24 protein-coding genes are annotated in these 24,827 nt (G+C 73.1%); 22 read left to right on the forward strand and 2 right to left on the reverse strand.

The annotated features are described in order from the left end of the window. The first annotated feature begins 88 nt into the window (after positions 1-88). From GCU56_RS14695 to GCU56_RS14755, 13 genes are all read left to right on the forward strand, one after another. On the forward strand, positions 89-724 hold the full coding sequence (locus GCU56_RS14695) for a MarR family winged helix-turn-helix transcriptional regulator (protein WP_239522324.1): 636 nt from the start codon (positions 89-91) through the stop codon (positions 722-724). A gap of 5 nt (positions 725-729) precedes the next feature. Continuing rightward, positions 730-1,776, forward strand: a complete 1,047-nt coding sequence (locus GCU56_RS14700) for an ABC transporter substrate-binding protein (protein ID WP_163482469.1) — start codon at positions 730-732, stop codon at positions 1,774-1,776. Beyond that, complete coding sequence (locus GCU56_RS25240; RefSeq protein WP_163482470.1) at positions 1,773-2,714, forward strand: ABC transporter permease subunit; 942 nt, start codon at positions 1,773-1,775, stop codon at positions 2,712-2,714. Before GCU56_RS14700 ends, GCU56_RS25240 begins: the two co-directional genes overlap by 4 nt. 11 nt (positions 2,715-2,725) lie before the next feature. Then, entirely contained in the window at positions 2,726-3,505 is a 780-nt protein-coding gene (locus tag GCU56_RS14710) for an ABC transporter ATP-binding protein (protein WP_163482471.1), read from the forward strand. A gap of 71 nt (positions 3,506-3,576) precedes the next feature. After that, on the forward strand, positions 3,577-4,764 hold the full coding sequence (locus GCU56_RS14715) for a M24 family metallopeptidase (RefSeq protein ID WP_163482472.1): 1,188 nt from the start codon (positions 3,577-3,579) through the stop codon (positions 4,762-4,764). Then, positions 4,761-5,849 carry an aminopeptidase P family N-terminal domain-containing protein gene (locus GCU56_RS14720; RefSeq protein ID WP_163482473.1) on the forward strand — a complete coding sequence of 363 codons (1,089 nt, stop codon included), beginning with the start codon at positions 4,761-4,763 and terminating at the stop codon, positions 5,847-5,849. Before GCU56_RS14715 ends, GCU56_RS14720 begins: the two co-directional genes overlap by 4 nt. Further along, positions 5,846-6,925 (forward strand): ornithine cyclodeaminase family protein, encoded by a 1,080-nt coding sequence (locus GCU56_RS14725; RefSeq protein ID WP_163482474.1) that lies wholly within the window; start codon positions 5,846-5,848, stop codon positions 6,923-6,925. The genes GCU56_RS14720 and GCU56_RS14725 overlap by 4 nt, the downstream gene beginning before the upstream one ends. Further along, positions 6,922-7,467, forward strand: a complete 546-nt coding sequence (locus GCU56_RS14730; RefSeq protein ID WP_204332107.1) for a LeuD/DmdB family oxidoreductase small subunit — start codon at positions 6,922-6,924, stop codon at positions 7,465-7,467. Before GCU56_RS14725 ends, GCU56_RS14730 begins: the two co-directional genes overlap by 4 nt. Before the next feature lies 1 nt (position 7,468). Continuing rightward, positions 7,469-8,728: an aconitase/3-isopropylmalate dehydratase large subunit family protein gene (locus GCU56_RS14735; protein WP_163482475.1), complete on the forward strand. Its 1,260-nt coding sequence runs from the start codon at positions 7,469-7,471 to the stop codon at positions 8,726-8,728. Between the two features lie 31 nt (positions 8,729-8,759). Then, positions 8,760-10,025 (forward strand): 3-isopropylmalate dehydratase large subunit, encoded by a 1,266-nt coding sequence (locus GCU56_RS14740; RefSeq protein WP_163482476.1) that lies wholly within the window; start codon positions 8,760-8,762, stop codon positions 10,023-10,025. Beyond that, positions 10,022-10,567 (forward strand): LeuD/DmdB family oxidoreductase small subunit, encoded by a 546-nt coding sequence (locus tag GCU56_RS14745; RefSeq protein ID WP_163482477.1) that lies wholly within the window; start codon positions 10,022-10,024, stop codon positions 10,565-10,567. Before GCU56_RS14740 ends, GCU56_RS14745 begins: the two co-directional genes overlap by 4 nt. Before the next feature lie 120 nt (positions 10,568-10,687). Next, positions 10,688-12,469: a thiamine pyrophosphate-requiring protein gene (locus tag GCU56_RS14750; RefSeq protein ID WP_163482478.1), complete on the forward strand. Its 1,782-nt coding sequence runs from the start codon at positions 10,688-10,690 to the stop codon at positions 12,467-12,469. Positions 12,470-12,542: 73 nt separating this feature from the next. Continuing rightward, on the forward strand, positions 12,543-12,734 hold the full coding sequence (locus GCU56_RS14755; protein WP_163482479.1) for a hypothetical protein: 192 nt from the start codon (positions 12,543-12,545) through the stop codon (positions 12,732-12,734). Positions 12,735-12,780: 46 nt separating this feature from the next. Here the strand turns inward: GCU56_RS14755 and GCU56_RS14760 are convergent, their stop codons facing one another. Continuing rightward, complete coding sequence (locus tag GCU56_RS14760; RefSeq protein WP_163482480.1) at positions 12,781-13,557, reverse strand: hypothetical protein; 777 nt, start codon at positions 13,555-13,557, stop codon at positions 12,781-12,783. A 216-nt stretch (positions 13,558-13,773) separates the two neighbouring features. On the opposite strand from GCU56_RS14760, the gene GCU56_RS14765 reads away from it, so the two are divergent. After that, the gene (locus GCU56_RS14765) at positions 13,774-15,594 is read left to right on the forward strand and encodes an ABC-F family ATP-binding cassette domain-containing protein (protein WP_163482481.1); all 1,821 of its coding nucleotides are present in this window, start codon (positions 13,774-13,776) and stop codon (positions 15,592-15,594) included. A gap of 69 nt (positions 15,595-15,663) precedes the next feature. Here GCU56_RS14765 and GCU56_RS14770 read toward each other — a convergent pair whose 3' ends face one another. Continuing rightward, the gene (locus GCU56_RS14770) at positions 15,664-16,362 is read right to left on the reverse strand and encodes a hypothetical protein (protein WP_163482482.1); all 699 of its coding nucleotides are present in this window, start codon (positions 16,360-16,362) and stop codon (positions 15,664-15,666) included. Positions 16,363-16,507: 145 nt separating this feature from the next. On the opposite strand from GCU56_RS14770, the gene GCU56_RS14775 reads away from it, so the two are divergent. The 8 genes from GCU56_RS14775 to mnhG all read left to right on the forward strand — a co-directional run bounded on the left by GCU56_RS14775 (position 16,508) and on the right by mnhG (position 24,822). Then, positions 16,508-17,698: a sensor histidine kinase gene (locus GCU56_RS14775; protein ID WP_163482483.1), complete on the forward strand. Its 1,191-nt coding sequence runs from the start codon at positions 16,508-16,510 to the stop codon at positions 17,696-17,698. Continuing rightward, positions 17,695-18,354 carry a response regulator gene (locus GCU56_RS14780; RefSeq protein WP_163482484.1) on the forward strand — a complete coding sequence of 220 codons (660 nt, stop codon included), beginning with the start codon at positions 17,695-17,697 and terminating at the stop codon, positions 18,352-18,354. Before GCU56_RS14775 ends, GCU56_RS14780 begins: the two co-directional genes overlap by 4 nt. A 158-nt stretch (positions 18,355-18,512) precedes the next feature. Continuing rightward, the gene (locus tag GCU56_RS14785; protein ID WP_163482485.1) at positions 18,513-21,389 is read left to right on the forward strand and encodes a Na+/H+ antiporter subunit A; all 2,877 of its coding nucleotides are present in this window, start codon (positions 18,513-18,515) and stop codon (positions 21,387-21,389) included. After that, the gene (locus GCU56_RS14790) at positions 21,386-21,883 is read left to right on the forward strand and encodes a Na(+)/H(+) antiporter subunit C (RefSeq protein WP_163482486.1); all 498 of its coding nucleotides are present in this window, start codon (positions 21,386-21,388) and stop codon (positions 21,881-21,883) included. Before GCU56_RS14785 ends, GCU56_RS14790 begins: the two co-directional genes overlap by 4 nt. Beyond that, positions 21,880-23,568, forward strand: coding sequence for a Na+/H+ antiporter subunit D (locus GCU56_RS14795; protein WP_163482487.1), 1,689 nt, complete (start codon positions 21,880-21,882; stop codon positions 23,566-23,568). Before GCU56_RS14790 ends, GCU56_RS14795 begins: the two co-directional genes overlap by 4 nt. Next, a complete protein-coding gene (locus tag GCU56_RS14800) occupies positions 23,565-24,137 on the forward strand; it encodes a Na+/H+ antiporter subunit E (protein WP_163482488.1) in 573 nt (190 codons plus the stop codon). The genes GCU56_RS14795 and GCU56_RS14800 overlap by 4 nt, the downstream gene beginning before the upstream one ends. Then, a complete protein-coding gene (locus GCU56_RS14805; RefSeq protein WP_163482489.1) occupies positions 24,134-24,424 on the forward strand; it encodes a monovalent cation/H+ antiporter complex subunit F in 291 nt (96 codons plus the stop codon). The genes GCU56_RS14800 and GCU56_RS14805 overlap by 4 nt, the downstream gene beginning before the upstream one ends. After that, the gene (gene mnhG, locus GCU56_RS14810) at positions 24,421-24,822 is read left to right on the forward strand and encodes a monovalent cation/H(+) antiporter subunit G (RefSeq protein WP_163482490.1); all 402 of its coding nucleotides are present in this window, start codon (positions 24,421-24,423) and stop codon (positions 24,820-24,822) included. The genes GCU56_RS14805 and mnhG overlap by 4 nt, the downstream gene beginning before the upstream one ends. The last annotated feature ends 5 nt before the right edge of the window (positions 24,823-24,827 follow it).

Raw genomic sequence — 24,827 nt, forward strand, 5'->3', positions numbered from 1 at the left:
ACCTCACCGGCTGTGGCCCTTGACACAGTTCGCCGCCGCTAAGAACAATGGGCCCCGAAAGGTTCGGGACCCTTACAAAGAGGTGAGCATGGTGGAAGCCCAGCCCGACGGCCCCAATCGGGCGGCCACGGGGATGCTGCTCGTGGCCGTGTCGGCCCGGCTGACGCGCCTCTACGGCCGGGTCCTCGGCCAGCTGGACATCCCGCTGACGTTCCGGCAGCACCGGACGCTCATGCGCGTCCACCAGGGGCACCGGTCGATGGCCGCGCTGGCCGCCTTCGGCAACCTGACGTTGCCGACCGTCTCGGAGAGCGTCGACGCACTCGTCCGGCGCGGGCTGATGCGCCGGGCGGAGAACCCGGACGACCGGCGCTCGACGCTGCTGGAGCTCACCCCGCTGGGCGAGACCGCCAACGAGGCCGCGCAGGCATCGCTCACCCGGGTCGCCGACGACCTCCTGGCCGACGTCCCCGAGGACGTCCGCGTGCTGCTGCACGGGGCGCTCGAGTCGGTCTACGCCTCGGCGACGACGCACTTCCTCGCCGATCGCAGTGCCGACCCCACTCCGCCGCGCCGGCGGCCCGCCGAAGGGCGGAGGGCGACGACCGGTCGCCCCCACGGCGTCGCGCCGCACGTCCAGCCCGAGCCCGGACGGCTCGACCCGGAACCACTGCACAGCACGTCGCAGCCCGACAACCAGGGAACCCGAGAGGACGACAGATGAGATCCATGAGGTCAGCGCGGACCCCACTCGCCCTACTGTGCCTGGTCGGCCTGACTGCCGCGGCCTGCGGCGGCGGTGACGAGGAGCCGGCGGCCGCGGCGGGCGGCGGAGACGCCGGCTGCGAGGAGCCCACCGAACCCCAGACGGTGACGCTCGGGGTCAACCCCGGAGCCCAGGACCTCGTCACCTTCGTCATGGAGGAGCAGGGCTTCGCGCAGGACCACAACCTGGAACTCGAGGTCCAGTCGTTCCAGAACCCCGCGGCCCTGCACGCCGCCATCGGTCAGCAGACGGTCGACATCGGCTTCGGTGGCATCACCGCGATGGCCGTGCTGCGGGCCCAGGGGCGCGGCACCGTGGTCTTCGACATCCTGACCAGTCCGTCCAACATCGTGTTCACGAGGGTCGACTCAGACATCCAGAGCCTGGAGGACCTCGAGGGGCGCAAGCTCGGCTCCTTCGGCGGGCGAGGCAGCGCGACGTTCGCGATCACGTCGATCGTGGCCAGCGAGGCGTACGGGATCGAGAGCCTCGGCGACGACGTCGAGATCATCGAGGCGCCCGATGCCGCCCTGTTCGGGCTCCTCGACGCGGGCAACATCGACGCCGCCCTGGTCGGCACGACCGCGACGGTCCAGGGCCTGCTCGCCGATGACAAGTACCGCCCGCTGACCGACATCTCCGAGGACTACCAGTCCGAGTTCGGCGCCCTCCCCGGCCACGTCACCGTCGCGACCTACGACGAGTACGCCGAGGCCAACTGCGGGACGCTGCGCTCCTTCTCCGCCGCCCTCGACGAGACCGTGGAGTACATCCAGGGCAACGAGCAGGTCTGGCAGGACTACGCCCAGGACATCGAACTGACCGATCCCCGCGCTCCAGAGCTCCTGCAGGAGCGGGTCGCCACCCGGTACATCCAGGAGTGGAACCAGGAGCAGGCCGACGCCGAGGCCGAGCTCATCGAGATGCTGATCCCCGTCCTGGGTGAGGCGGAGTTCGTCTCCGAGGTGCCCGAAGGCCTCTTCCGCACGGACATCCAGGAGGAGGCGTGAAGCCGACCCGTGAACCGCTGGGCCGTTCCGGCGACGTCCGCGCCGGGAAGGCGTTCCCGCCCGCCGGCGTGATCGACGACCCCGTGGCCGCGGCGGTGCAGGGGGAACTGAGCGCCCAGCCCCCGCTGGTGGTGGCCCCCGTCAGCGACGCCGAGGTGTTCACGCCGCCGAGGCGCTCGCTGATCGGGATCTGGCGCCGGGCACTGTCCCTGGTGGCGCTCGTGGCCGTGTGGGCGCTGGTGGCACTCCTGTTCAACGACGAGACGGTCCTCCCCGGTCCTGTCGACGTGTTCAGCACGCTGTGGCAGAACATGCAGACCTCCGACTTCTACTTCCACATGTACAAGACGGTCCTGCGCGTGGTGATCGGCATGCTCATCGCCGTCTTCGGTGGGCTGGTCATCGGCCTCATCATGGGCCTGTCGAAATGGGGCGAGGAGATCCTCGACTCCTGGGTGCTCGTCGCCTTCACCATCCCGTCCGTGGTCTACGGGATCCTGGCCATCCTGTGGTTCGGCCTGAACGACTTCGCCGCGATCGTGGCCATCAGCGTGACGGCCATCCCGGCCGTGGCCATCAACATCTGGCAGGGCGTGAAGGCGATCGACGTCTCCCTCGTCCACATGGGGAAGGCGTTCCACTTCTCGCGGCGATCCATCCTCCGCAAGGTCGTGGTCCCGCAGGTCATCCCGTACATCCTGGCCGCCCTGCGCTATGCGCTCGGATCGGCGTGGAAGATCGCCACGGTCGTCGAGTTGATCGGCCTCTCGAGCGGCGTCGGATTCATGCTGCACTACTGGTTCGGCCTCTTCAACATGACCCAGGTGCTGGCCTGGACGGTCGCTTTCACCATCGTCCTGCTGCTCATCGAGTTCGTGTTCCTCAAGCCCATCGAGTCGTGGCTCACGCGTTGGCGGCCCGCGAACATGCAGAAGTAGGAGAAACGGTCATGGCAGAGCCCTATCTCGTGATCGACAACATCAAGAAGGAGTTCCCCCGGCGGACCGAGGCGCCGTTGCGGGTGATCGACGGGCTGGACGTGGGCGTCGAGAAGGGCGCTCTCCTGTCCATCCTCGGACCGTCCGGATGTGGCAAGTCGACGCTGCTGAACATCATCAACGGACTGGACGACGTGACGTCGGGCCGGATCGTCATCAACGGTCACGAGGTCAGCGTCAAGTCGCGCTCGAAGTTGAAGATCGGCGTCGTCTTCCAGGACTCCCGGCTGCTGCCCTGGCGGACGGTCAAGGACAACGTCCGGCTGCCTCTGGACGAGCTGGGCATCGACCGGGCGGAGGCCGACCGGCGGGTCACGTACTACCTGAACCTCGTCGGGCTCGGCGATTTCGGTGACTACTTCCCGCTGCGCCTGTCCGGGGGCATGCAGCAGCGGGTGTCGCTGGCCCGCGGTCTGGCCATCGAGCCGGACCTGCTGCTCGCGGACGAGCCGTTCTCGGCCCTGGACGAGATCACCGCCCGGAAGCTGCGCCAGGAGTTCATCAGCATCTGGCGGGCGACCGGACGCACGGTCATCTTCGTGACGCACAACATCCGCGAAGCGGTCTTCCTGTCCACCCGGATGCTCGTGATCACGCCGCGCCCGGCCAGGACCCATCTCGACCTCGACATCGACGTGCCGTATCCGCGGACTCCCGAGGACGACCGTCTCTTCGAGATCGAGAAGCGGGTGACGCGCGACTTCATCGCCATGGAGGAGGCGTCGGTCTGACCCGACGCGATCCCGGGTCCGGGACGCCCGCAGTCAATCGAGGGGAGAACACAGATGATGGGGAAGCACACATGACGCAACTGGACGTGAGGGGCGCTTCGAGCGCCGCGGCGGGGGTGCCGCAGCCGCCGCCGGAGGACCGTGCCGAGCAGGCGCTGCGGTACCGGAAGGCGCGCTCGGTCATGGCCGAGCAGGGCCTGGACGCGCTGATCGCCTTCGCGCCCGGCTGGCGCCGGGAGAACGTCCGGTACCTCAGCGACGCCCCGGTCAACGGCACGCTCGCACTGGTCGTGCTGCCGGCCGGCGGAGACCCGTACGCGTTCTCGACGAGGGCGGCCGATCTCGCCGCGATCCGGTCCCGCGGGTGGGTGCACGACGCGCAGCTGCTCGACTTCCCGGACTGCGCGACGCTGTCCGGGCGGCTCCGGGACCAGGGTGTCCAGCGCGTGGGCATCGCCCACCTGGAGCTGCTCCCGCTGGCCGTCGCCGAGGCCCTGCGGAAGGGCCTGCCCGGAACCGAGATCGTGTCGGCCACCGCCCTGCTCGACGACCTGCGGTTGGTCAAGAGCGACTGGGAGCTGGCCCAGATGCGCCGCAGCGCCACGGTGTGCGCCGCCGGCTGGCAGGCCTTCGTCGACGTGCTCGAGCCCGGCCTGGAGGAGTACCGGATCGTGGCCGCCGTCGAGAGCGAGATCAAGCGCCTGGGCGCGGAGAACAACTTCATGCTGATCGCCTCCGGCGGTGACGAGGTCATGGGGATGACCCCTCCCGGCCGGCGCGTGCTGCAGAGCGGGGACATGGTCCGCACCGAGCTCACCCCGCAGATGAACGGCTACTGGCTGCAGATCTGCCGGTCCGCCGTCGTCGGCAGGGCCAGCGACGGCCAGAAGCGGTCCTTCGACCTGTTCAACGAGGCGGTGGAGGCGGGCCTGTCGGTCATCCGGCCCGGCGTGACCGCGCACGAGGTGGCGGTCGCGGAGAACGACGTCTTCCGGCGGCACGGCTACGGCGAGTACTGCACGGCGCAGTACACGCGGGTGCGGGGGCACGGGCACGGCCTGCACCTGGACGAGACGCCGATCATCGAGGGCAACCACACCGTCCTCCCCGAGAAGGCGGTGTTCATCGTCCACCCCAACACCTACACGCCCCTGGCCGGCTACCACGTGCTCGGCGACCCGGTGGTGGTGACCAGCACCGGTCACGAGGTGCTCATCGAGACCGAGCGGAAGCTCTTCGAAGCGGGGGTGGCGGCGTGAAGCGCGGGCTGGTCGTGATGGACCCGGCGGAGATCCCCGGCACGGAGTGGACGGACCGGGTGCGGCGCCTGCAGGAGCGCATGTCGGCCGAGGGACTGTCGCTGGCGCTGGTCTACGGCGACGTCTTCCGGTCCGACGACATCGGGTACCTGACCAATCTCTGCATCTACTGGAACGAGGGCATCGTCGCGGTGCCGGCCGAGGGCGAGCCGGCCTTCCTCACGAAGCTCTCCCCGCGGGTGCACCCGTGGATGAAGGCGACCTCCACGGTGGCGGACCTGCGCAGCGGGAAGTCCTTCAGCCAGCTGACCGCGGGCCTCGTGGAGGGTCGCGAGCCGGGCGTCATCGGCCTGGTCGACGCCGCGTTGTGGCCGGCGACGGTGGTCGAGCAGGTCACCGGGGCGGCTCCCGCCTGGGAGGTGCGGCTGCTCGGCGGGATCGTGCGCGAGCAGCGTCTCGTGCCCTCGGCCGCGGAGCTGGCGCTGCTCCGGGACGGCGCCCGGTCGCTGGGCCGGGCCATGGACCAGGCCACCGGCTCGGGTGGGCAGCCCGCCGAAGCCGTGGCCGTGCTGGAGGGTGAGGTGCGCAGCGCCGGGTTCACCGACCTGATGACCGAGGTCAGCCGCACGTCCGATGGCGTCGTGTCGCTGGAGGTCACCGGGGAGTACCGGCACGGCTGGCTGCACGCCGGCCGGATCCTCGACCCCAGCAGCCCGGAGCCCCACTGGCTGCCGACGCTGCGGGCCGGCTTCGAGGCCGCGGTCGGCGCGGTGGACGGCGCGGCCCGGTTCTCCGACGTCACCGCGGCTGCCGAGGCGGTGCTGGGCGACCTGCCCGCGGACGCCGCCTGGTACGTCCGCTGCGTGAACCAGGCCGACATGGCCACGAACGGCGAGTACGAGTCGGTGTCCCCGACCACCCCGCTGCCCGACGGTGCCGTCGTGGTGGTGGGCATCGAGGTCGTCTTCGCCGACGGGGGCCGTGCCGCCGTCGCCGAGACCGTGCTCGTGGGCCCCCACGGCGCGGAGCGCATCGCCGTGTCCGGTCAGCCCGCCCCCACCGACCTCGAGGAGGCATCCGCATGAGGATCCTGTCCAACTCCGACATCGAGCAGGTCCTGACACCGGGCGAGTGCCTCTCCGCGCTGGAGACCGCCTACGTCGAGCTCGCCGAGGGCAAGGCCGCCAACCGGCCGCGGAACCACACGTACTTCCCGGTGGAGGACAGCCGGTACCCCGGCTTCCGGTTCCGCTTCAAGTCGCAGGAGGGCGGCAACGTCTCCAGCGGGGTGTGGGCCCTGCGGATCACCTCGGACATCGCCGGGGTCGAGACGCTGGCCAACGGCGTCAAGCGGCGCCGGCTGATCCCGGCGGCACCGGGCGGGCGGTACGTCGGCCTGGTGACGCTCTACAGCACCACGACCCTCGAGCCGCTGGCGATCATGCACGACAGCTTCATCCAGAAGATGCGCGTCGGGGCGACGTCCGCGCTGGGCATCCGGGAGCTGGCGAACAAGGACGTGTCCGTGGCCGGCATGTTCGGTTCCGGCTGGCAGGCCGAGGCCCACCTCGAGTGCCTGCTGATGGTGCGCCCGGAGATCGAGGAGGTGCGGGTCTACAGCCCGACGCCGAAGAACCGGTCGGCCTTCGCCGAGACGTGGAGCGAGCGCACCGGCCGCAGGATCGTGGCGGTGGACGACCCGCGGGGTGCGGTCGAGGGCTGCCAGGTCGTCACCGCCGCCACCGCGGCGATGGACCCGTGCTTCGACGGTGCCTGGCTCGAGCGGGGCACCCACGTCACGTCGATCACCTCACCCGACGGCACGGCCATGCGGCGGGAGCTGGACGACACCACGTTCGACCGGGCGGACCGCATCGTCGTCCTGTCCCGTGAGCAGGTGCACCACGACAACCAGATCGACATCCTCGGCCCGGTCGAACGCGGCCGCGTCGCCTGGGACGACATCCGCGAGATCGGCGAGGTGCTGGCCGGTCAGGCCCCCGGCCGGGGCAGCGCCGACGACATCACCGTCTTCGCCAACAACACGGGGATGGGTCTGCAGTTCGCGGCCGTCTGCGCCCGGGCCCTGCAGCTGGCCGAGGAGCGCGGCCTCGGGCACGAGGTCCCGACCGACTGGTTCCTGGAGGAGACGAGCCCGTGACCGCAGAGGTGCAGGACGACAGGAGCGGCAGCGGACGGCGCGTCGGCGGGACGGCGATCGTCTTCGGCGACAACGTCAACACCGACGTGATAATCCCGGGCCGCTACCTGGTGAGCATCGACCCGGCCGAGCTGGCCGAGCACGCCTTCGAACCGCTGGGCCTGGAGCTGCAGCAGCGACTGCGGGCCAGCGACGTCGTGGTGGCCGGCCGCAACTTCGGGTGCGGCAGTGCCCGGGAGCAGGCCTCGACCTGCCTCATCGGTGCCGGGATCAGCGCCGTCATCGCGGCCTCGTTCTCGCGGGTCTTCTTCCGCAACGCCATCAACACCGGCCTGGTGGCCGTCGAGAGCCCGGAGGCGGTGGCGGCGATCGAGGACGGCGCGCAGGTGTGGGTCGACTACGAGGTCGGTGTGGTCGAGGTCGGTGACCAGCGCTTCCCCTTCGCCCCGTACCCGGAGAGCCTGGCCGCGATCCTCGAGAGCGGTGGCCTGATCGAGCAGCTCATCCAACAGACGAAGGCCGCGAGCGAGGAGCGACGCTGAGATGAAGACCTTCGCGCAGAAGGCGCTGGAGCGGGCCTCCGGTCAGGCCGACCTGGTCCCGGGCCAGATCGTCGACGCCTTCCCGGACCTCTACATGAGCCACACCGCGAGCTGGCGGTGCATCAAGACCCTGGAGCGCATGGGCGTCGAGGAGCTCTACGACGTCGACCGGATCGCCATGGTCATGGACCACATCTCGCCGGCCCAGACGGCGAAGACCGCGGCGCACCACAGCCTGTCGCGGGAGTTCGCCGCCCGGATGGGGATCACGAAGTTCTACGACGTCAACGCCGGCATCGCGCACGTCGTACTGATGGAACGGGGGCACATCCGCCCCGGAGAACTGATCATCGGCACCGACTCGCACTCCACGATCTACGGGGCGCTGGGCGCGTTCGGAACCGGTGTCGGGTTCAGCGAGATCACCGCGGCCTGGGTGACCGGGAAGCTGTGGATGAAGGTGCCCGAGTCGATCCGGGTGGAGATCGACGGCCCGCTGCCCCGGGGGACGTACGGCAAGGACGTCATGCTCAAGCTCATCGGCGACCTGACCGCCGACGGCGCGACGTACTGCTCGGTCGAGTTCGCCGGCTCCTACGTGGAGGGCCTGTCGATCTCCGAGCGCATGACGCTGTGCAACCTGGCGATGGAGATGGGCTCGAAGAACGCCGTCGTCCCGCCGGACGAGGTCACCTCCCAGTACCTGGAGGAGGCGGGCGTGCAGCGGGACGAGTACGAGCCGCTGCTGCCGGACCCCGGTGCGGAGTACCGGCAGGTGGAGCGGGTCGACGGTGCCACGCTCAGCCCGCAGGTCGCCATCCCGCACATGGTGGACAACGTCGTGCCGGTCGAGCAGGTGGCCGGCACCAAGCTCGACCAGGTCTTCATCGGGTCGTGCGCCAACGCCAAGTACGAGGACCTGGTCATCGCCGCCGAGGTGCTGGCCGGGCACCGGGTGGCCCCGGGGGTCCGCCTGATCGTCACCCCGGCGTCGAGCCGGGTCATGGCGAGGGCGGCTTCGGAGGGGATCGTGTCCACGCTGCTGGAGGCCGGGGCGCTGATCACCAACCCCGGCTGCGGTGCCTGCGCCGGGGACGGCGGCGCCATGGCCGACGGCGAGGTGACGCTCTCGACCGCCAACCGGAACTTCCAGGGCCGCATGGGCAGCTACGAGTCGAAGATCTACCTGAGCAGTCCCGCGACCGCGGCCGCGTCGGCCATCCGCGGGGTCATCAGCAACCCGCAGGACCTCATCGCATGACGGCGACGAGCGCAACGGGAGGCGGCGGAGCATGAACCTGGTCGAGAAGATCCTGGCCCGGGCGAGCGGGAGGAAGGCCGTCGAGCCCGGGGACGTCGTCGTGGCGGAGGTCGACATGCTGATCATGCACGACCTCAGCGGCTACCTCACCGCGAAGGTGTTCGACGAGCAGGTCAAGGGCACGGTCCGCCATCCGGACCGGGTCGCCATGGTGTTCGACCACCACTTCTCCCCGCCCACGGAGGACGCCGCCCGACTGCTGGAGACCAACCGCGCCTGGGCCCGCCGCAACGGCATCCACCTCTTCGACTGCGGCAGCGGCAACATCCACCACGTCGCCGCCCGGCGCGGGCTGGTGCGGCCCGGGATGATCGTGGTCGGCTCCGACAGCCACACCCCGGTGCACGGTGCCCTCGGCGCCCTGGCCGTGGCACTGGGCAACGACTCCCACGCCGGCACCGTCCTCCCCTTCGGGAAGGCGTGGTTCAAGGTGCCGAGGACCGTGCGCGTCGAGCTGCACGGCGAGCCACCCCCCGGCACCTCGGCGCGGGACGTCGCGCTGTGGCTGGTCAAGGAGCTGGGGGAGGGCGGCCTCATCTACGCCGCCGTCGAGTTCGCCGGGCCCTACGTCAAGGGCATGTCGTTCTGGGACCGCTGGTTGTTCCCCCTCCTGTGCGTGGACCTCGGCGCCAAGTGCGCCTACGTCGAACCCGACGAGGTGACCGAGGCCTTCGTGCGGTCGGTGCCGGGGCGGACCGACCTGCTGGAGACCAGCGACGGAGCAGAGGCCGACGAGGTCATGCGGTTCGACGTCAGCGACCTGGCCCCTCAGGTCGCCTGCCCCCCCACGGTCGGCAACGTCCGCCCGGTGGCCGAGGTGGCCGGGAAGCCGGTCCAGTGGGCCGAGCTCGGCGGCCACGGCGGCGGGCGACTGGAGGACTTCCGGATCGCGGCGGCCGTGCTGGACGGCCGGCGGGTCCACCCGGACGTGCGCTTCAACGTCGTCCCCTCGAGCCGGGAGGTCTTCGCGGAGGCGGCCCGTGAGGGGCTCGTCCTCGCGCTGCACGAGGCCGGGGCCACCTGGTTCCCGCCGAGCACCGGCTCCAACCAGGCCTACAACATGGGCGCGATGGCGGCCGGCGAGACCATGATCTCCAACCACGCCCGCAACTTCCCGGGCCGCAACGGCAGCAGCGAGGCGGAGATGTACCTGGCCTCGGCCCTGTCCGTCGCGACGGCGGCCACCACCGGTGTGATCACCGACCCCCGCGACCTGGCCGGGGCGGTGACGGCGTGACGACCGCAGGGACCGAGCTCCCGGTGCAGGTGCGGGCCGAGGGGCGTTGCTGGAAGTTCGGCGACAACATCCCCACCGACCGGCTGGTGAAGACCAAGTACGTGGTCGAGCCGATGTCGGTCATCGTCCAGCACGTCCTCGAGGACCTGAACCCGGAGTTCCCCCGGCGGGTACGGCCCGGGGACGTCGTGGTGGCCGGCAAGCACTTCGGCCAGTCCTCCGGTCGTGCCGTGGCGGTCAAGGCGCTCAAGGCCACCGGGATCGGCTGCGTGGTGGCCGACAGCTTCGCCCGCACCTTCTACCGCAACTGCTTCGAGGTCGGCCTGCCCGCCCTGGAGATCCCGGGCGTGACCGGGCTGGTCGCCGACGGCGACACCCTCGAGGTCGACGTCGTCGCCGGCACGTTCCGGAACCGGACGAACGGGGAGACCCGGTCGGCCGCCCCGGCCGACGCGTTCCTGCTCGAGATGCTCCAGGCGGGCGGCCTGATCAAGCTCGCCGCGGCCCGACCCGAGCTGTTCGACCGGCCGTCCGGCGGCTGACCCGTCGCTCCCTCGCGCGGGCCGGCCACGGCTGCCGGCGCGGAGCGCAGACCTCCGGTGGCGGAGGTGGCCGCGAGGTCGCCTCCCCATCCCGCCCTACCAGGAAGGCAGGCACGAGGCATGACCCTCAGCGACGTCGAGCGGCGCGGTGCGGAGCAGGGCAGCGACCCGCGGGGCGTGGACGGGGGCAGCGACCCCCGGAACACGGCGGAACTCCTGGTGGAGACCCTCACCAGGCAGGGCGTGGAGGTGGTCTTCCTCAACCCCGGCACCGACACCGCCCCGGTCCAGGAGGCCATCGCCCGGTTGGGCGCGGACGGGCGGCCGGTGCCGCGGGTGGTCCTGTGCCCGCACGAGGCCGTGGCCCTGGCGGCGGCGCACGCCTACTACGCCGTCACCGGGCGTCCGCAGGTGGTCATGGTGCACGTCGACGTGGGCACCCAGAACCTCGGGTCGATGCTGCACAACGCCTTCCGCAGCGAGATCGCGGTCCTGATCCTCGCCGGTCGTACGCCGGTGACCGCCTACGGCGAGCAGGCCGGGGGCCGCGACACCCCCGTCCACTGGCACCAGGACGTGCCCGACCAGGCCGGGATCGTGCGGTCCTACGTCAAGTGGACCGGCGACGTCGCCAGTGCGGCGACCCTGCCCCGGCAGATCGGGCGGGCGCTGCAGGTCGCGCGGGCCGGGACCCCCGGGCCGGTCTACCTGACCATGGGCCGCGAGGTGCTGATGGAGCCCCTCACAGAGCCCGTCGACCTCCCCGCCGTCGACCGCTACGGACCCCCGGCGCCCCCGGCGGCCAACCCCGACGCACTGGAACGGGCCGCGCAGCTCCTGGTCGACAGCCGGAACCCACTCATCACCACCACACGGGTGGGCCGCGACCCCGACGCCGTCCCCGCGATGGTCCGCCTGGCCGACCTCCTGGGAGCCCCGGTCGTCGATCGCAGGGAGCGGGTCAACTTCCCCTCCTCGCACCCGTCCTACGTCACCGATCCGCGCACCTCGACCGCCCTCCTGCGGGACGCCGACGTCGTGCTGGTCGTCGACAGTGACGTCCCGTGGATCCCCAACCGCGCCGCACCCTCCGACAGCGCCGTGGTCGTCCAGATCGACGCGGACCCGGTCAAGGCGACCACTCCGGGGTGGTCGTTCCCCGTCGACGTGCCGATCCAGGCGGACCCGACGACCGCGCTCGTGCAGCTCGTCGACGCCGTCGAGCGGCGGCTCCGACAGGACGGTGCTGCGGAACGGACGCGGCGGCCGTCCCCCGCACCCGCCCCGCGCCCGGACGCCGGCTCCTCCCGTCCGGTCGCCGCGGACTCGCCCATGCGACCGGAGACGTTCGTGGCGATCCTCGACGAGGTGCTCCGGGAGGACGACGTCGTCGTCGAGGAGGTGACGACGAACAGCGAGGTGCTGCGCAACGGGCTGCGCCGCGACATCCCGGGGACGCACTTCCAGTCCGGGGGGTCGGGGCTCGGATGGGCGCTCGGCGCCGCCGTCGGGGTGAAGCTCGCCGCTCCGGGCAGCCGCGTGGTGGCCCTGGTCGGCGACGGCAGCTTCCTGTTCTCCCAGCCGACTCCGGCACTGTGGGTGGCGCACCACGAGCGGACGCCCGTGCTCGTCGTCGTCCTGCGCAACGGCGGCTACGCGGCCAGCCGACGTCCGGTCTTCGCCCTCTTCCCCGACGGTGCCTCCGCGGCCAGCGGGGAGGTCGTCGGCACCCGGTTCACCGACGGTCCCGACTTCACCCAGGTGGCCGCGGCGTGCCATGCCCACGCCGAGCAGGTGAGCGACCCCGCCGAGGTCCGCGCCGCACTGCAGCGCGGGCTGGACGCGGTCGCCGGGGGACGGTCGGCGGTCGTCGTCGTGGATGTCAGCTCACCGTGGCTGTGACCGGCGCGGCCCCGGATCCGACCGCCGCGCAGCCGGCCGTGCTGCGCGCCCTGGAAACGACGAGAGAGGGACCATGACGCAGAGCGACGCGGGAGACACCGGAGACCGGGACGCCACCCCGCCCACGACGGAGCAGGTGGACGTCGAGATCCACCGGCTCCGGTCGGCCGGCGAGCCGGCGGACGCCGGAGAGCCGACCGCGACCCAGATCGCGGGGGAGTACGAGCGCGGGGACACCGCCCGCCCGGAGATGGACCCGGGCTGACCGTCGCCGTCCGGCCGGGTGTCCTCCGGCCGGGGTGACCCCGGGCTCAGCGGAGCGGCCCGGCGCCCCCGGGCACCGCGGCGGCCTCGTCCTGGTCGGGCAGTCGCTCGGTCCGCTCGGCCAGCCGCCGCGACCAGTGGGCCGGCGCCGTCGCGAGCCACGCCGCACCGGCGTCGGTGAGCCGGCCGTCGGAGCGCAGCGGCGCCCAGCCGCGCAGCACCCGCAGCGCCTCGGCGACGGTGACCAGCACCCGGCCCACGCCGCGCCGGCGCACCTCGGGGGCGACGGTCACGGTGTCGACGACGCCCGAGCGGGTCCACCACCGCAGCTCACCGACCCGGTCGGTCATCTGGAGCCCCCGGGTGGCGACCTGGTGCGGGCTGACCAGGGAGCCCGGCCGGAACGCGGAGCCGCGGAAGGCCAGCAGCGAGGCCGCGGGCACCCCGCTGGTGGCGTGCGGGACCTCGGCGAACCAGAGCGGCGGGCACAGCTCGGCGAGCGCGCCGGCGACCTCGATGTCGACCACCGCGCCGTCGCTGGTGCGGTAGCGCAGGTCGACCAGCCACCCCGCCGGACGCCGGCCACGCGACTGCAGCGCGGTGAGGTCGACCGGCGTCCCGTCGGGGAACCGCTCGGACGCCACGGCCACCAGCGAGTGCTCGGCCGACGCCGGACCGCGCTCGGCCAGCCGCGCCCACCACAGCGGCGCGGAGCCGGTCGCGGTGCCCCGCGTCGCCCGGCGGACGGCGAGCAGGGTGGCCCGCGCGGCCTCCTGCCCGGCGCGGGCCGGGTGCGTGGCGGGTCCGGCGAGAGCCGCGGTCATGGGGGACCTCCTGGAGGTGGGCTGCGAGTGCGGTGTCCCGACTCTGGGCCGGAGCGCTTGGGCCGGTCTTGGGGCCGACTTGGGGGCGGTCCCCGGCGCCGCGGTCAGCCTCCGGGGCGGCGCGTCCCGGCGGACAGGGGCCGGTGTCCCGGGGCGGCCGGGAAGCGGCGGCGGGCCGGGCGGATACTGGGGGCCCATGGAGTTCCCGAGCAGCCGATGAGCGCACCCCTGAACCTGGTCAACCTCGAGCGGGTGCACAAGGCACACGGCACGACCGTCATCCTCGACGACGTCTCCCTCGGCGTCGCCGCCGGCGAACGGATCGGCGTCGTCGGGCGCAACGGCGGGGGCAAGAGCACACTCCTGTCGCTGCTGACCGGCGCCGACGAGCCCGACTCCGGCCGGGTCACCCGCCGCGGCGACCTGGCGATGGGCGTGCTCGACCAGTCCGGCACCCTGCCTGCCGGGACGACGGTGCGCGACGTCGTCCTCCCGCCGTCGATGTTCGCCGCGGAGCACGAGTGGGCCGGTGACCCCGCTGTCCGCTCGGTGCTGACCGGCCTGGAGCTCGACCGGCTGGGCCTCGACGCCCCGGTCGCCCCGATGTCCGGCGGCGAGCGGCGCCGCGTGGCACTGGCCGCGCAGCTGATCCGGCCGCTGGACCTGCTCGTCCTCGACGAGCCGACCAACCACCTGGACGTCGAGGGCGTGGCCTGGCTCGCCGAGTACGTGCGCGCCCGGGTGGGCGGCATGGTCGTCGTGACCCACGACCGGTGGTTCCTCGACGAGGTCTGCACGACCACGTGGGAGGTCGCGGACGGCAACGTGCACGCCTACGACGGCGGGTACTCGGCCTACACGCTGGCCCGGGCGGAGCGGGCGCGGATCTCGGCGGTCACCGAGGAGCGCCGGTTGAACCTGGTCCGCAAGGAGCTGGCCTGGCTGCGGCGCGGCCCGCCGGCCCGGACCAGCAAGCCGAAGTTCCGGATCGAGGCGGCCCAGGCGCTGATCGCCGACGAGCCGCCGGCCCGCGACTCGATGGCGCTCAAGGGCTTCGCCGCCCGCCGGCTCGGCAAGACCGTCTACGAGGTCGAGGACGTCGACTACGCCGTCCCCACCGACGACGGCCCGCGCACGCTGTTCAGGGACCTGACCTGGAACGTCGGCCCGGGTGACCGCATCGGCATCGTCGGGGTGAACGGCGCCGGCAAGACGTCGCTGCTGAAGCTGCTGGTGGGGGAGACCAAGCCGGACGCCGGGACCGTCGTCGTCGGCCAGACGGTCGCACCGGCCTACCTGTCGCAGCACGTCACCGAGCTGCCGCCGCGCGCGCGGGTGCTGGAAGCGGTGCAGGACGTCGCCCGCATCGCTCGCATCGGCAACCAGGAGATCTCGGCGTCGACGCTGGCGGAGCGGTTCGGCTTCGCCGCCAACCGGCAGTGGACGCCGGTCGGCGACCTCTCCGGCGGCGAGCGGCGGCGGCTGCAGCTGCTGCGGCTGCTCATGGCCGAGCCCAACGTGCTGGTGCTCGACGAGCCCACCAACGACCTGGACATCGACACCCTGACCGCCCTGGAGGACCTGCTCGACAGCTTCCCGGGCACGGTGCTGGTGGTCAGCCACGACCGCTACTTCGTGGACCGGGTCTGCGACAAGGTCGTGGCACTGCTCGGCGACGGCTCGCTGGCCGAGCTCCCGGGCGGCGTGGACGAGTACCTGCAGCGCCGCGCCGCCGGTGGGGCGCCGCTGACCACGGCGTCGGGGGACGGCGGCCCGCGACCGGTCGGTGCGCCCTCGACGGCGGCTCCGGCGGTGTCGGCGGCCGAGGCCCGGGCGGCCAAGAAGGAGGCCAGCCGGCTGGAGCGGCGGATGCTCAAGCTGGACGCCGACGAGAAGGAGCTGCACCAGCAGCTCGCCGCGGCCGCCGCCGACTACGCGAAGGCGGCCGCGCTCGACGCGGAGCTCAAGGCCGTGCACGCCGAGAAGGAGCGGGTCGAGAACGACTGGCTGATCGCCTCGGAGATCGCCGAGGGCTGAGACCGGGCCCCACCCACCTTCGCAGGTCAGGGCGGGCCCCTGGCCGGGGCCCGCCCTGACCGGCCGAGGTCAGGCGGCGGACTCGGCGCGGTTGCGCTGCAGCATCCGCAGGCCGACCAGCACCACCGGGACGGCGCCGACGAGGGCGAAGCCGGCGTAGAGCAGCGGCTCGAAGGTCAGCGCCGCCGAGGCGACCAGGGCCGCGAGGGCCGGGGCGAGCAGCCACCAGCTCGTGACGCCGGCCCGGGCGAGGCCACCGAGCACGACCAGCGGACCGAGCAGCCCGAACAGGGTCACCGTGCCGACGACCGCGACGCCGGCCGAGCCGGACACGTTCTCGAACAGCGCCAGCGCCGTGCCCGGCTCCAGCTCCCGGCCGATCGCCCCGGTCCAGAAGTCGAACAGCACGTTCCCGGCCACGGTCACCAGGCCCAGCGCGGCCAGGAGGGCGCCGACGACGGTGCCGATCCGGCCGCGGCGTCCACGGACGAGCGCCGGAGCGGCCAGCCAGGCCAGCCCCATCGCGATGTTGCCGTAGTGCAGCAGCAGCGCCGACAGCGCCGTCCGGCCCTCGTCGCGGGCGAGCGAGTCGATGTAGTCGGCGCTGGCCATCGACGCCGCCGGCGGCGACGTGGCCAGGCCCGCCGCGTACAGCAGCGATCCGGCGATCAGGGCACCGCCGGCGATCGGGAGGAGCAGCGAGCCGGCGGAGCGAGCGGTCCGCTCGGTGGTGGCCGGGGCGGACGGGGTCATCAGGTCGGAGGTCATGGCGGGAAAGCTAGGAACGACGGGGCGTCCCGGGCGTCCGCCGGGACGGACCGAGCTGCGTCCGCCGTGAGGGGGAGCGCGGCGCTGCGACGTTCGGCCGTGCGGGGGATGCCCGCACGTCCGCTCGGCCCCTAGCGTGCTCGCCATGCCCGACGGGTCCCTCTCCTCAGCCCGCCTGGCCGCGCTCGTGTGGCCGGCCGTGGGACTGGTCATCGGCGGGATGTCGCTCGTGGAGACCGCGATCGACACGTTCCTCCCGTCCGGCATGGTCACCGCGCTGCCCGGGGTGGCGGTGGGGCTGCTGCTCGCTGTCTGCCCTCGCTGGCCGGCGTCGGCCGCCGTCGTCGGATCGCTGACCGTCCTCGGGAACTACGCGCTCGGGACGCCCGGTCCCGGCGGCGCCCAGCTGATCGGGATGGGCATCCTCGTCGGGCACGCCGCCGCCGTCCTGCCCGCGCGGCGTGGGGCGGTCGTCGCGCTCGTGGCCACGCTGGTCGTCCTGGTCTCGGGTTTCGCGTACGTCCCCTCGCCGTGGGAGGGCTTCTTCTACCTGCTGGTCACGGGCGCCGCGTGGGGCGTCGGGACCCTGGTGCGTCAGATGCAGGCCCGGTCGCGGGAGCTCCAGGTGCTCGCCGGCCGGCTCGCCGAGCAGCAGGAGGCCGTCGCCGCGTCCGCCGTCGTCGCCGAGCGGTCCCGGATCGCCCGGGAGGTGCACGACTCGGTCGCCCACTCGGTGAGCGTCATGGTCCTGCAGATGGGCGGCCTGCGCCGGCTCCTGCCGGACGAGCCCGAGGCGCAGGAGGTCCTGCTCGGGCTCGAGCGGCTGGGGCGGGAGGCCGTCGACGAGATGCGCCGCGTCGTCGGCATCCTCCGCGAGGGGGCGGACGGGGGGACCGCTGCCCATCCGGCGCCCCAGCCCTCCCTGTCCCGGCTCGACGCCGTCCTCGCCGAGCTGCGTGCCGGTGGACTGCCGGTCGAGCTGCGGGTGACCGGCGAGCCGGTGGAGCTGCCCCCGCTGGTCGACGTCTCCGCCGTCCGCGTGGTGCAGGAGGCGCTCTCCAACGTGCTGCGGCACGCCGGTGGCGCCGCCACCACCGTGGAGCTCGACCACGCTCCCGACCGGGTCACCGTCACGGTCACCGACGACGGACGGCGGCGGCTCCCGGTGCCCGACCGGAGCGCCGAGACGGCACCCGGCGGGCACGGACAGCTGCACATGCGCGAGCGGGTGTCCGTCGCCGGCGGCACCCTCGAGGTCGGCCCCGTCCGCGGCGGCGGTTACCGCGTCCGCGCCGCCTTCCCCGTGCCGGCCGACCGGCCGACGGTGGTGGCGTGACGATCCGGGTGGTGCTGGTCGACGACCAGGCGATGGTGCGCACCGGACTGCGCATGGTGCTCGCGGCGGAGGCCGACATCGAGGTGGTGGGCGAGGCCGCCGACGGGGCGGCCGGCGTCCGCGTCGTCACGGAACAGGAGCCCGACGTCGTCCTGCTCGACGTCCGCATGCCCGGCATGGACGGGCTGGAGGCGGCCCGCCGCATCATCGCCGCCGGGCTGCCCACCCGGGTCGTCGTGCTCACCACCTTCGACGAGGACGAGTACGTGGCCGCCGCGCTCCGGGCCGGGGTGAGCGGCTTCCTGCTCAAGGTCGCGCCGCCCGAGGACCTCGTCGCCGCCGTGCGGACGGTGGCCTCCGGGCAGGGCCTGCTCGATCCGGCGGTCACGCTGCGGGTGATCGAGTCCTTCGCCGCAGCCCCGGCGCCGGACCCCGTGCGGGCCGGCGCCCTGGCGCAGCTCACCGAGCGGGAGACCGACGTCCTGGCGCTGGTGGCCGCGGGGTTGTCCAACGCGGAGATCGCCGCGCGGCTGTACCTGGGCGAGGCCACGGTGAAGACGCACGTGAGCCGGGTACTGCTCAAGCTGGGGCTGCGCGACCGGGTGCAGGCCGTCGCGTTCGCCTACGAGAGCGGGCTGGTCACGCCCGGCCGGTGAGAGGACCCCGCTGCCCCCCACCACTCGCTGCGCTCGCAGCGGGCCCCTGCAGCGCGGCCGGACCGAAACGCCCTGACGGGTAGACTCTCGAGCACCGCCGGCCGTCGACGACCGACGTCTGTGGTCCCCGAGCCGCCCCTCCGACTCCCGGGAGACCCGTGCTGTTCCTGCTGTTCCTGCACCTGCTCGCCGGGCTGCTCGCGCCCGTGTTCGTGCGGTGGTGGGGGCGGCAGGCATTCCTGGTCCTGGCACTGGTGCCGGCCGCCGGTCTCGTCTGGACCCTCGCTCAGCTGGGCACCGTCCTCGGCGGGGACGACGTCACCGAGACCGTGCCGTGGATCCCGGCCCTCGACCTCGACGTCGCCCTGCGGCTGGACGCGCTCGCGCTGACGTTCGCCGCGCTGGTCACCGGCGTGGGCGCGCTGGTGTTCGTCTACTGCGCCCGCTACTTCGCGGCCGACGACGAGGGCCTCGGCCGGTTCGCCGGGACCCTCACCGCCTTCGCGGGCTCCATGCTCGGTCTCGTCCTCGCCGACGACCTGCTGCTCCTGTACGTCTTCTGGGAGCTCACCACCGTCTTCTCGTTCCTGCTCATCGGCGGCTCCGGACGGCGGCTGGCCGCGCGGCGGGCGGCGTCCCAGGCGCTGATCCTGACCACCGCCGGCGGGCTGGCCATGCTGGTCGGGCTGATCATGATCGGCCAGGCCAGCGGCTCGTTCCTCCTGTCGGAGGTCGTCGCCGACCCCGGCACCGGCAGCGGCATGGTGGCCGGGACGCTGCTGGTGCTGGCCGGCGCCGTCACCAAGTCGGCGATGGTGCCCTTCCACTTCTGGCTGCCCGCCGCGATGGAGGCGCCGACGCCGGTCAGCGCCTACCTGCACGCCGCGGCGATGGTGAAGGCCGGCATCTACCTCGTCGCGCGGCTGGCGCCGGGGTTCGCCGACGTCCCCGGCTGGCGGCCGGTCGTGCTGGGGCTGGGGCTCGCCACCATGCTGGTCGGCGGCTACCGCTCCCTGCGGCAGAACGACCTCAAGCTGCTGCTCGCGTTCGGCACCGTCAGCCAGCTCGGTTTCCTCCTGGTGCTCGTGGGCGCCGGCAGCCGGGAGCTCGCGGCGGCCGGCCTGGCGATGACCATCGCGCACGCCTTGTTCAAGTCCACGCTCTTCCTCACCGTCGGCGTCGTCGACCACGCCACCGGCACCCGTGACCTGCGGAAGCTGTCCGGGCTGGGCCGGCGGCTCCCGGTGCTCGCCGCCGTCGGGCTGCTCGCGGGCGCCTCGATGGCCGGCGTCCCCCCGCTGTTCGGGTTCGTGGGCAAGGAAGCGGCCTTCACCGCCCTGTGGGAGGGCGGTCTGGCCTCGCGCACCGCGGCCGCGTTCGAGCTCACCGGACTCGTCCTCGGCTCGCTGCTCACCGCCGCGTACACCCTCCGCTTCGTGTGGGGCGCCTTCGCCCGCAAGCGCGGAGTCCCCGACACCGTGCCCGCGCACCCGCCCGGGGCGCTGTTCCTGACCGCGCCGGTGGTGCTCGCCCTCGCCGGGCTCGTCGCCGGGCCGGCCAGCCCGCTGCTCGAGCCGGTGGTCGGGGACTACGCCGAGACCCTGCCCCTGCTCGCCCCCGAGTACGAGGAACTGGGGCTCTGGCACGGCGTGCAGCCGGCCCTGGCGCTGACCGCGGTCACCCTGCTGGGCGGCGCCGCGCTGTTCGCCGCCCGCGCCCCGCTGAACCGGCTGCAGCGCCGGGTCGCGGTCGGGGCGTCGGCCGACGAGGGGTACTGGAACGTGGTCCAGGGCATCGACCGGCTCTCGGTGCTGGTCACCGGCACCACGCAGCGCGGCTCGCTCCCGGCCTACCTGGGCACGATCCTCGTCGTCGTCCTCGCCCTGCCGGGATGGATCCTGCTCACCCGGGCGCCGTGGCCGGGGGAGTGGCGCGCCTGGGACACCCCCGTGCAGGCGATGGTCGGCGTCGTCGTGATCACCGCGGCACTGCTCGCCCTGCGCATCCGCCAGCGGCTGTCGGCGGTCCTCGTCGTCGGCGTGACCGGCTACGGCTCCGCCGTCCTGTTCGTGCTGCAGGGGGCGCCGGACCTCGCGCTCACCCAGTTCCTCGTCGAGACGCTCACCCTCGTCGTCTTCGTCCTGGTGCTGCGCAAGCTGCCCAAGGACATCACCGAGCGGCACCGGCCACGCGAGCGGGCGTTCCGCGGCGTGATCGCGGTCGCGGTGGGCGCCTTCATGGCCGCCGTGGGAGCCGTGGCGCTGTCCGCGCGCACCGCGACGCCGGTGTCGGTCGACTACCCCGAGGAGGCGTTCGAGTTCGGCGGGGGCAAGAACATCGTCAACGTGACGCTGGTCGACATCCGGGCGTGGGACACCCTCGGTGAGATCTCCCTGCTGGTCGTCGCCGCGACCGGGGTGGCCAGCCTGGTGTTCCTCCGCGGGCGCACCGGCGGGGTGGAGCGCATCACCAGCTCCGCGCTGGCCGCGCGTCGCCGCCGCAGCGGCCGGGCGCCCCGCGACCGCTGGCTGGCCGCCACCGCGATCCTCGACCCGGCCCGCCGCTCGGTGGTCCTCGAGGTCATCACGCGGATCCTCTTCCACACGATCACGGTCTTCTCCCTCTACCTGCTCTTCTCCGGGCACAACGAGCCCGGCGGCGGCTTCGCCGGGGGCCTGGTCGCCGGCCTGGCCCTCGTGCTGCGCTACCTGGCCGGAGGCCGCTACGAGCTGGGCGAGGCCGCGCCGGTCGCCCCGGGCCTGCTGCTCGGCACCGGCCTGCTGTTCGCCGGGGGCACGGGGGTGGCCGGCCTGCTGCTGGGCGCCGAGGTGCTGCAGACGGCGATCCTGGAGACCGACGTCCCGGTGCTCGGCCACATCAAGCTGGTGACCTCGCTGTTCTTCGACATCGGCGTCTACCTCATCGTCGTCGGCCTGGCCCTCGACGTGCTGCGCAGCCTGGGCGCCGAACTGGACCGGCAGGAGGACGAGGACGACCCGATCGAACTGAACCCCGGAGAGGTGGTGGTCCGATGACCCCGACCGTCGTGCTGCCGGTGATCGTCGGCGGCCTCTACGCGGCGGGGGTGTACCTGCTGCTGGACCGCAGCCTCACCCGCGTGCTGCTGGGCTTCCTCCTGCTGGGCAACGCCACGAACCTGCTGGTGCTCTCGGCCGGCGGCCCAGCCGGCTTCGCGCCGATCCTCGGCTACTCCGAGCCGGAGGAGATGACCGACCCGCTGCCCCAGGCGCTGATCCTGACCGCCATCGTCATCACCTTCGGCGTCTCGGCCTTCGTGCTCGCGATGATCCACCGCTCCTGGCGGCTGGTGCACCAGGAGGTCGTCGGCACCGACGAGGAGGACCGGCGCGTCGCCGCCCGCTCGGCCACCGACGCCGACGAGCTCGACCCCGACGACCTGGACCCCGAGGACCGCGCCGCCGGCCACGCCGACAGCCTGCACACCCCCGACGGCGACGACATGGGCGTCGACGACGTCGACCTGCCGGCCGGGACGGGCGCCCGGTGACCAGCGTCCTCGCGCCCCTGCCGGTGCTGCTGCCCCTGCTCGGCGCGGCGATCGCGTTGCTGGCCTCGGGTCAGCCCCGCGCCCAGCGCGTCCTCAGCATCGCCGTCCTGACCACGGTGCTGGTGGTCTCGGTGACGCTGCTGCTCATCGCCGACGCCGAGGGTGCCACCTCGGTCGCCGTCGGCGGCTGGCCGGTGCCGCTCGGCATCGTCCTGGTCGTCGACCGGCTCTCGGCGCTGATGCTGGTGGTCGCCTCCACCGTGGCCCTCGGCGTCCTCGTCTTCGCCGTCGGCCAGGGCGCGGCCGACCGGCAGGAGGACACGCCGCTGTCGATCTTCCACCCCACCTTCCTGGTGCTGGTGGCCGGCGTGAGCAACGCCTTCCTGGCCGGTGACCTGTTCAACCTCTACGTCGGCTTCGAGATCCTGCTCATGGCGTCGTACGTGCTGCTCACCCTCGGCGGCACCGCGCCCCGCATCCGGGGCGGCATCACCTACGTCATCGTCAGCCTCACCAGCTCGCTGCTCTTCCTGGCCGCCATCGGGCTGGTCTACGCCGCGACCGGCACGGTGAACATGGCCGACCTGGCGCTGCGGCTGGCCGAGCTGCCCGAGGGCACGCAGGTGCTGCTGCAGTCGATGCTGCTCATCGCCTTCGGCATCAAGGCCGCCGTGTTCCCCCTGTCGGCGTGGCTGCCCGACAGCTACCCGACCGCGCCGGCCCCCGTCACCGCCGTGTTCGCCGGCCTGCTCACCAAGGTCGGCGTCTACGCGATCATCCGCACGCAGACGCTGCTGTTCCCCGGCGGAGCGCTCGACGACCTGCTCATGTGGGCGGCGCTGGCCACGATGGTGATCGGCATCCTCGGCGCGGTGGCCCAGACCGACCTGCGACGGCTGCTGTCGTTCACGCTGGTCAGCCACATCGGCTACATGGTCTTCGGCATCGCCCTGGGGACGACGGCGGGCCTGGCCGGTGCGGTGTTCTACGTCGCCCACCACATCGCCATCCAGACGACGCTGTTCCTCGTGGCCGGGCTCGTCGAGCGCCAGGGCGGGACGACGTCCGTGGACCGGCTCGGCGGACTGGCCAGGCGCTCGCCGCTGCTCGCCGTGCTGTTCTTCGTGCCGGCGATGAACCTGGCCGGCATCCCGCCCCTGTCGGGGTTCATCGGCAAGCTGGGACTGCTCCAGGCGGGCGTGGCCGAGGGCAGCTCGCTGGCGATGGTGCTGGTCGCGGGCGGCGTGGTGACCAGCCTGCTCACCCTGCTGGCCATCGCCCGCGTGTGGACCCGTGCCTTCTGGCGGCCCCCGACGCAGGCGCCGGCCGACGACACCGCGGCGGCGGCCGCGGCCGCCGCCGGCTCGGGCGGCGGCAGCACCCCCGACGGCGAGGCGTCCCCCGACGGGGACGGGAGCCGCACCCCCTTCCAGGTCGCCTGGCGCCGGCACACGCGGGTGGCGATCGCCGCCGAGCCCGACCTGCCCCCGGCAGCAGCCAGGACGCGCGCGCTGCGCCCGCTCCCCGTGACGATGGTGGCGGCCACCGCGGCCCTCGCCGCGGTCACCGTCGCCCTCACCGGGCTGGCCGGCCCGCTCTACGGCATCGCCGACCGTGCCGCCGAGGACCTCCTCGACCGCACCCCGTACATCTCCACGGTGCTCGGTCCGGAGGAGGTCCCGTGAGCGTGGAGCCGGCCGCCACCCGGTTGCGGCACCAGGTCCCGCTGGTCGTCTGGCTGGTCCTGGTCTGGATCCTGCTGTGGGGCACGTGGTCCTGGGCCAACGTGGTCAGCGGGCTGGTGGTGGCCCTCGCCGTGCTGGTGTTCCTGCCGCTGCCCCACGTCGTCGGCGGGATCCGGGTGCGCCCACTGGCGCTGCTCGCGTTCGTCGGCCAGTTCGTCACCGACCTGGTCGTCTCCGGCGCGCAGGTGGCCTGGCTGGCGCTCCGGCCCGGTGGTGCCCGCCAGTCGGCGATCGTGCGGGTCCAGCTGCACGCGGACTCCGACCTGCTGCTGACGATGGTCGCCGAGGCGACCTCGCTGGTCCCGGGCTCGCTGGTGCTGGACCTGGACCGGGAGGCACGGGTGATGACCGTGCACCTCCTGCACGTTCGCGACCACGCGCACGTGGAGCGCGAGAAGGCCGACGTGCTGCGCACCGAGCAGCGCCTGGTCGGGGCGTTCGGGTCCGCCGCCGACGTCGAGTCGCTGCGGGCCGTCAGGCACGCGACACCGGCAGGGCGGACTCCGTGACCGTCGTGTCCTACGTGCTCTACGGGCTGGTCGGCGGGGGTGCCCTGCTCGCGCTGGTGCGGCTGGCACTGGGCCCGTCGCTGCTGGACCGGGTGGTCGCCACCGACACGCTGCTGGTCATCATCTCGGCCGGCCTGGCCGTGTACGCGGCGCTCGAGCGGGACCCGACGGTGGTGCCGGTGCTGGTCGTCGTCTCGCTGCTCGCCTTCGTCGGCTCGGTGTCCATCGCCCGCTACGTCGGCGGGATGCTGATCCGCGCCAGGACCGACGACGGGGTCGAGCCATGAGCACCGTGGCCGACGTCGTCGCGATCGGCTGCCTGCTGGCCGGCGCGTTCCTCTGCCTCACCGCGGGCCTGGGTCTGGTGCGTTTCCCCGACGTGCTCTCCCGGATGCACGCCGGGACCAAGCCGCAGGTGCTCGGCGTCCTGCTCATCATGGTCGGCGGCGCGATCCGGCTCAGCGGCTGGTCGGCCACGTGGATGCTGCTGCTCGTCGCCGCGTTCCAGCTGCTGACCGCCCCGGTGAGCGCGCACCTGATCAGCCGGGTGGCCTACCGCCGCAGGCACGTCCGCCGGGACCTGCTGCTGGTCGACGAGCTCGCCGACGGCGGCCACCAGGACGCCGTCCACCGCGGCGACGAGCCGGGGGACGCACCGCCCGAGGAGCCGCCGCCGGCTCGGTGAGCGGC

It is taken from the genome of Geodermatophilus sabuli (genome assembly GCF_010686765.1).
GTDB lineage: Bacteria > Actinomycetota > Actinomycetes > Mycobacteriales > Geodermatophilaceae > Geodermatophilus > Geodermatophilus sabuli_A.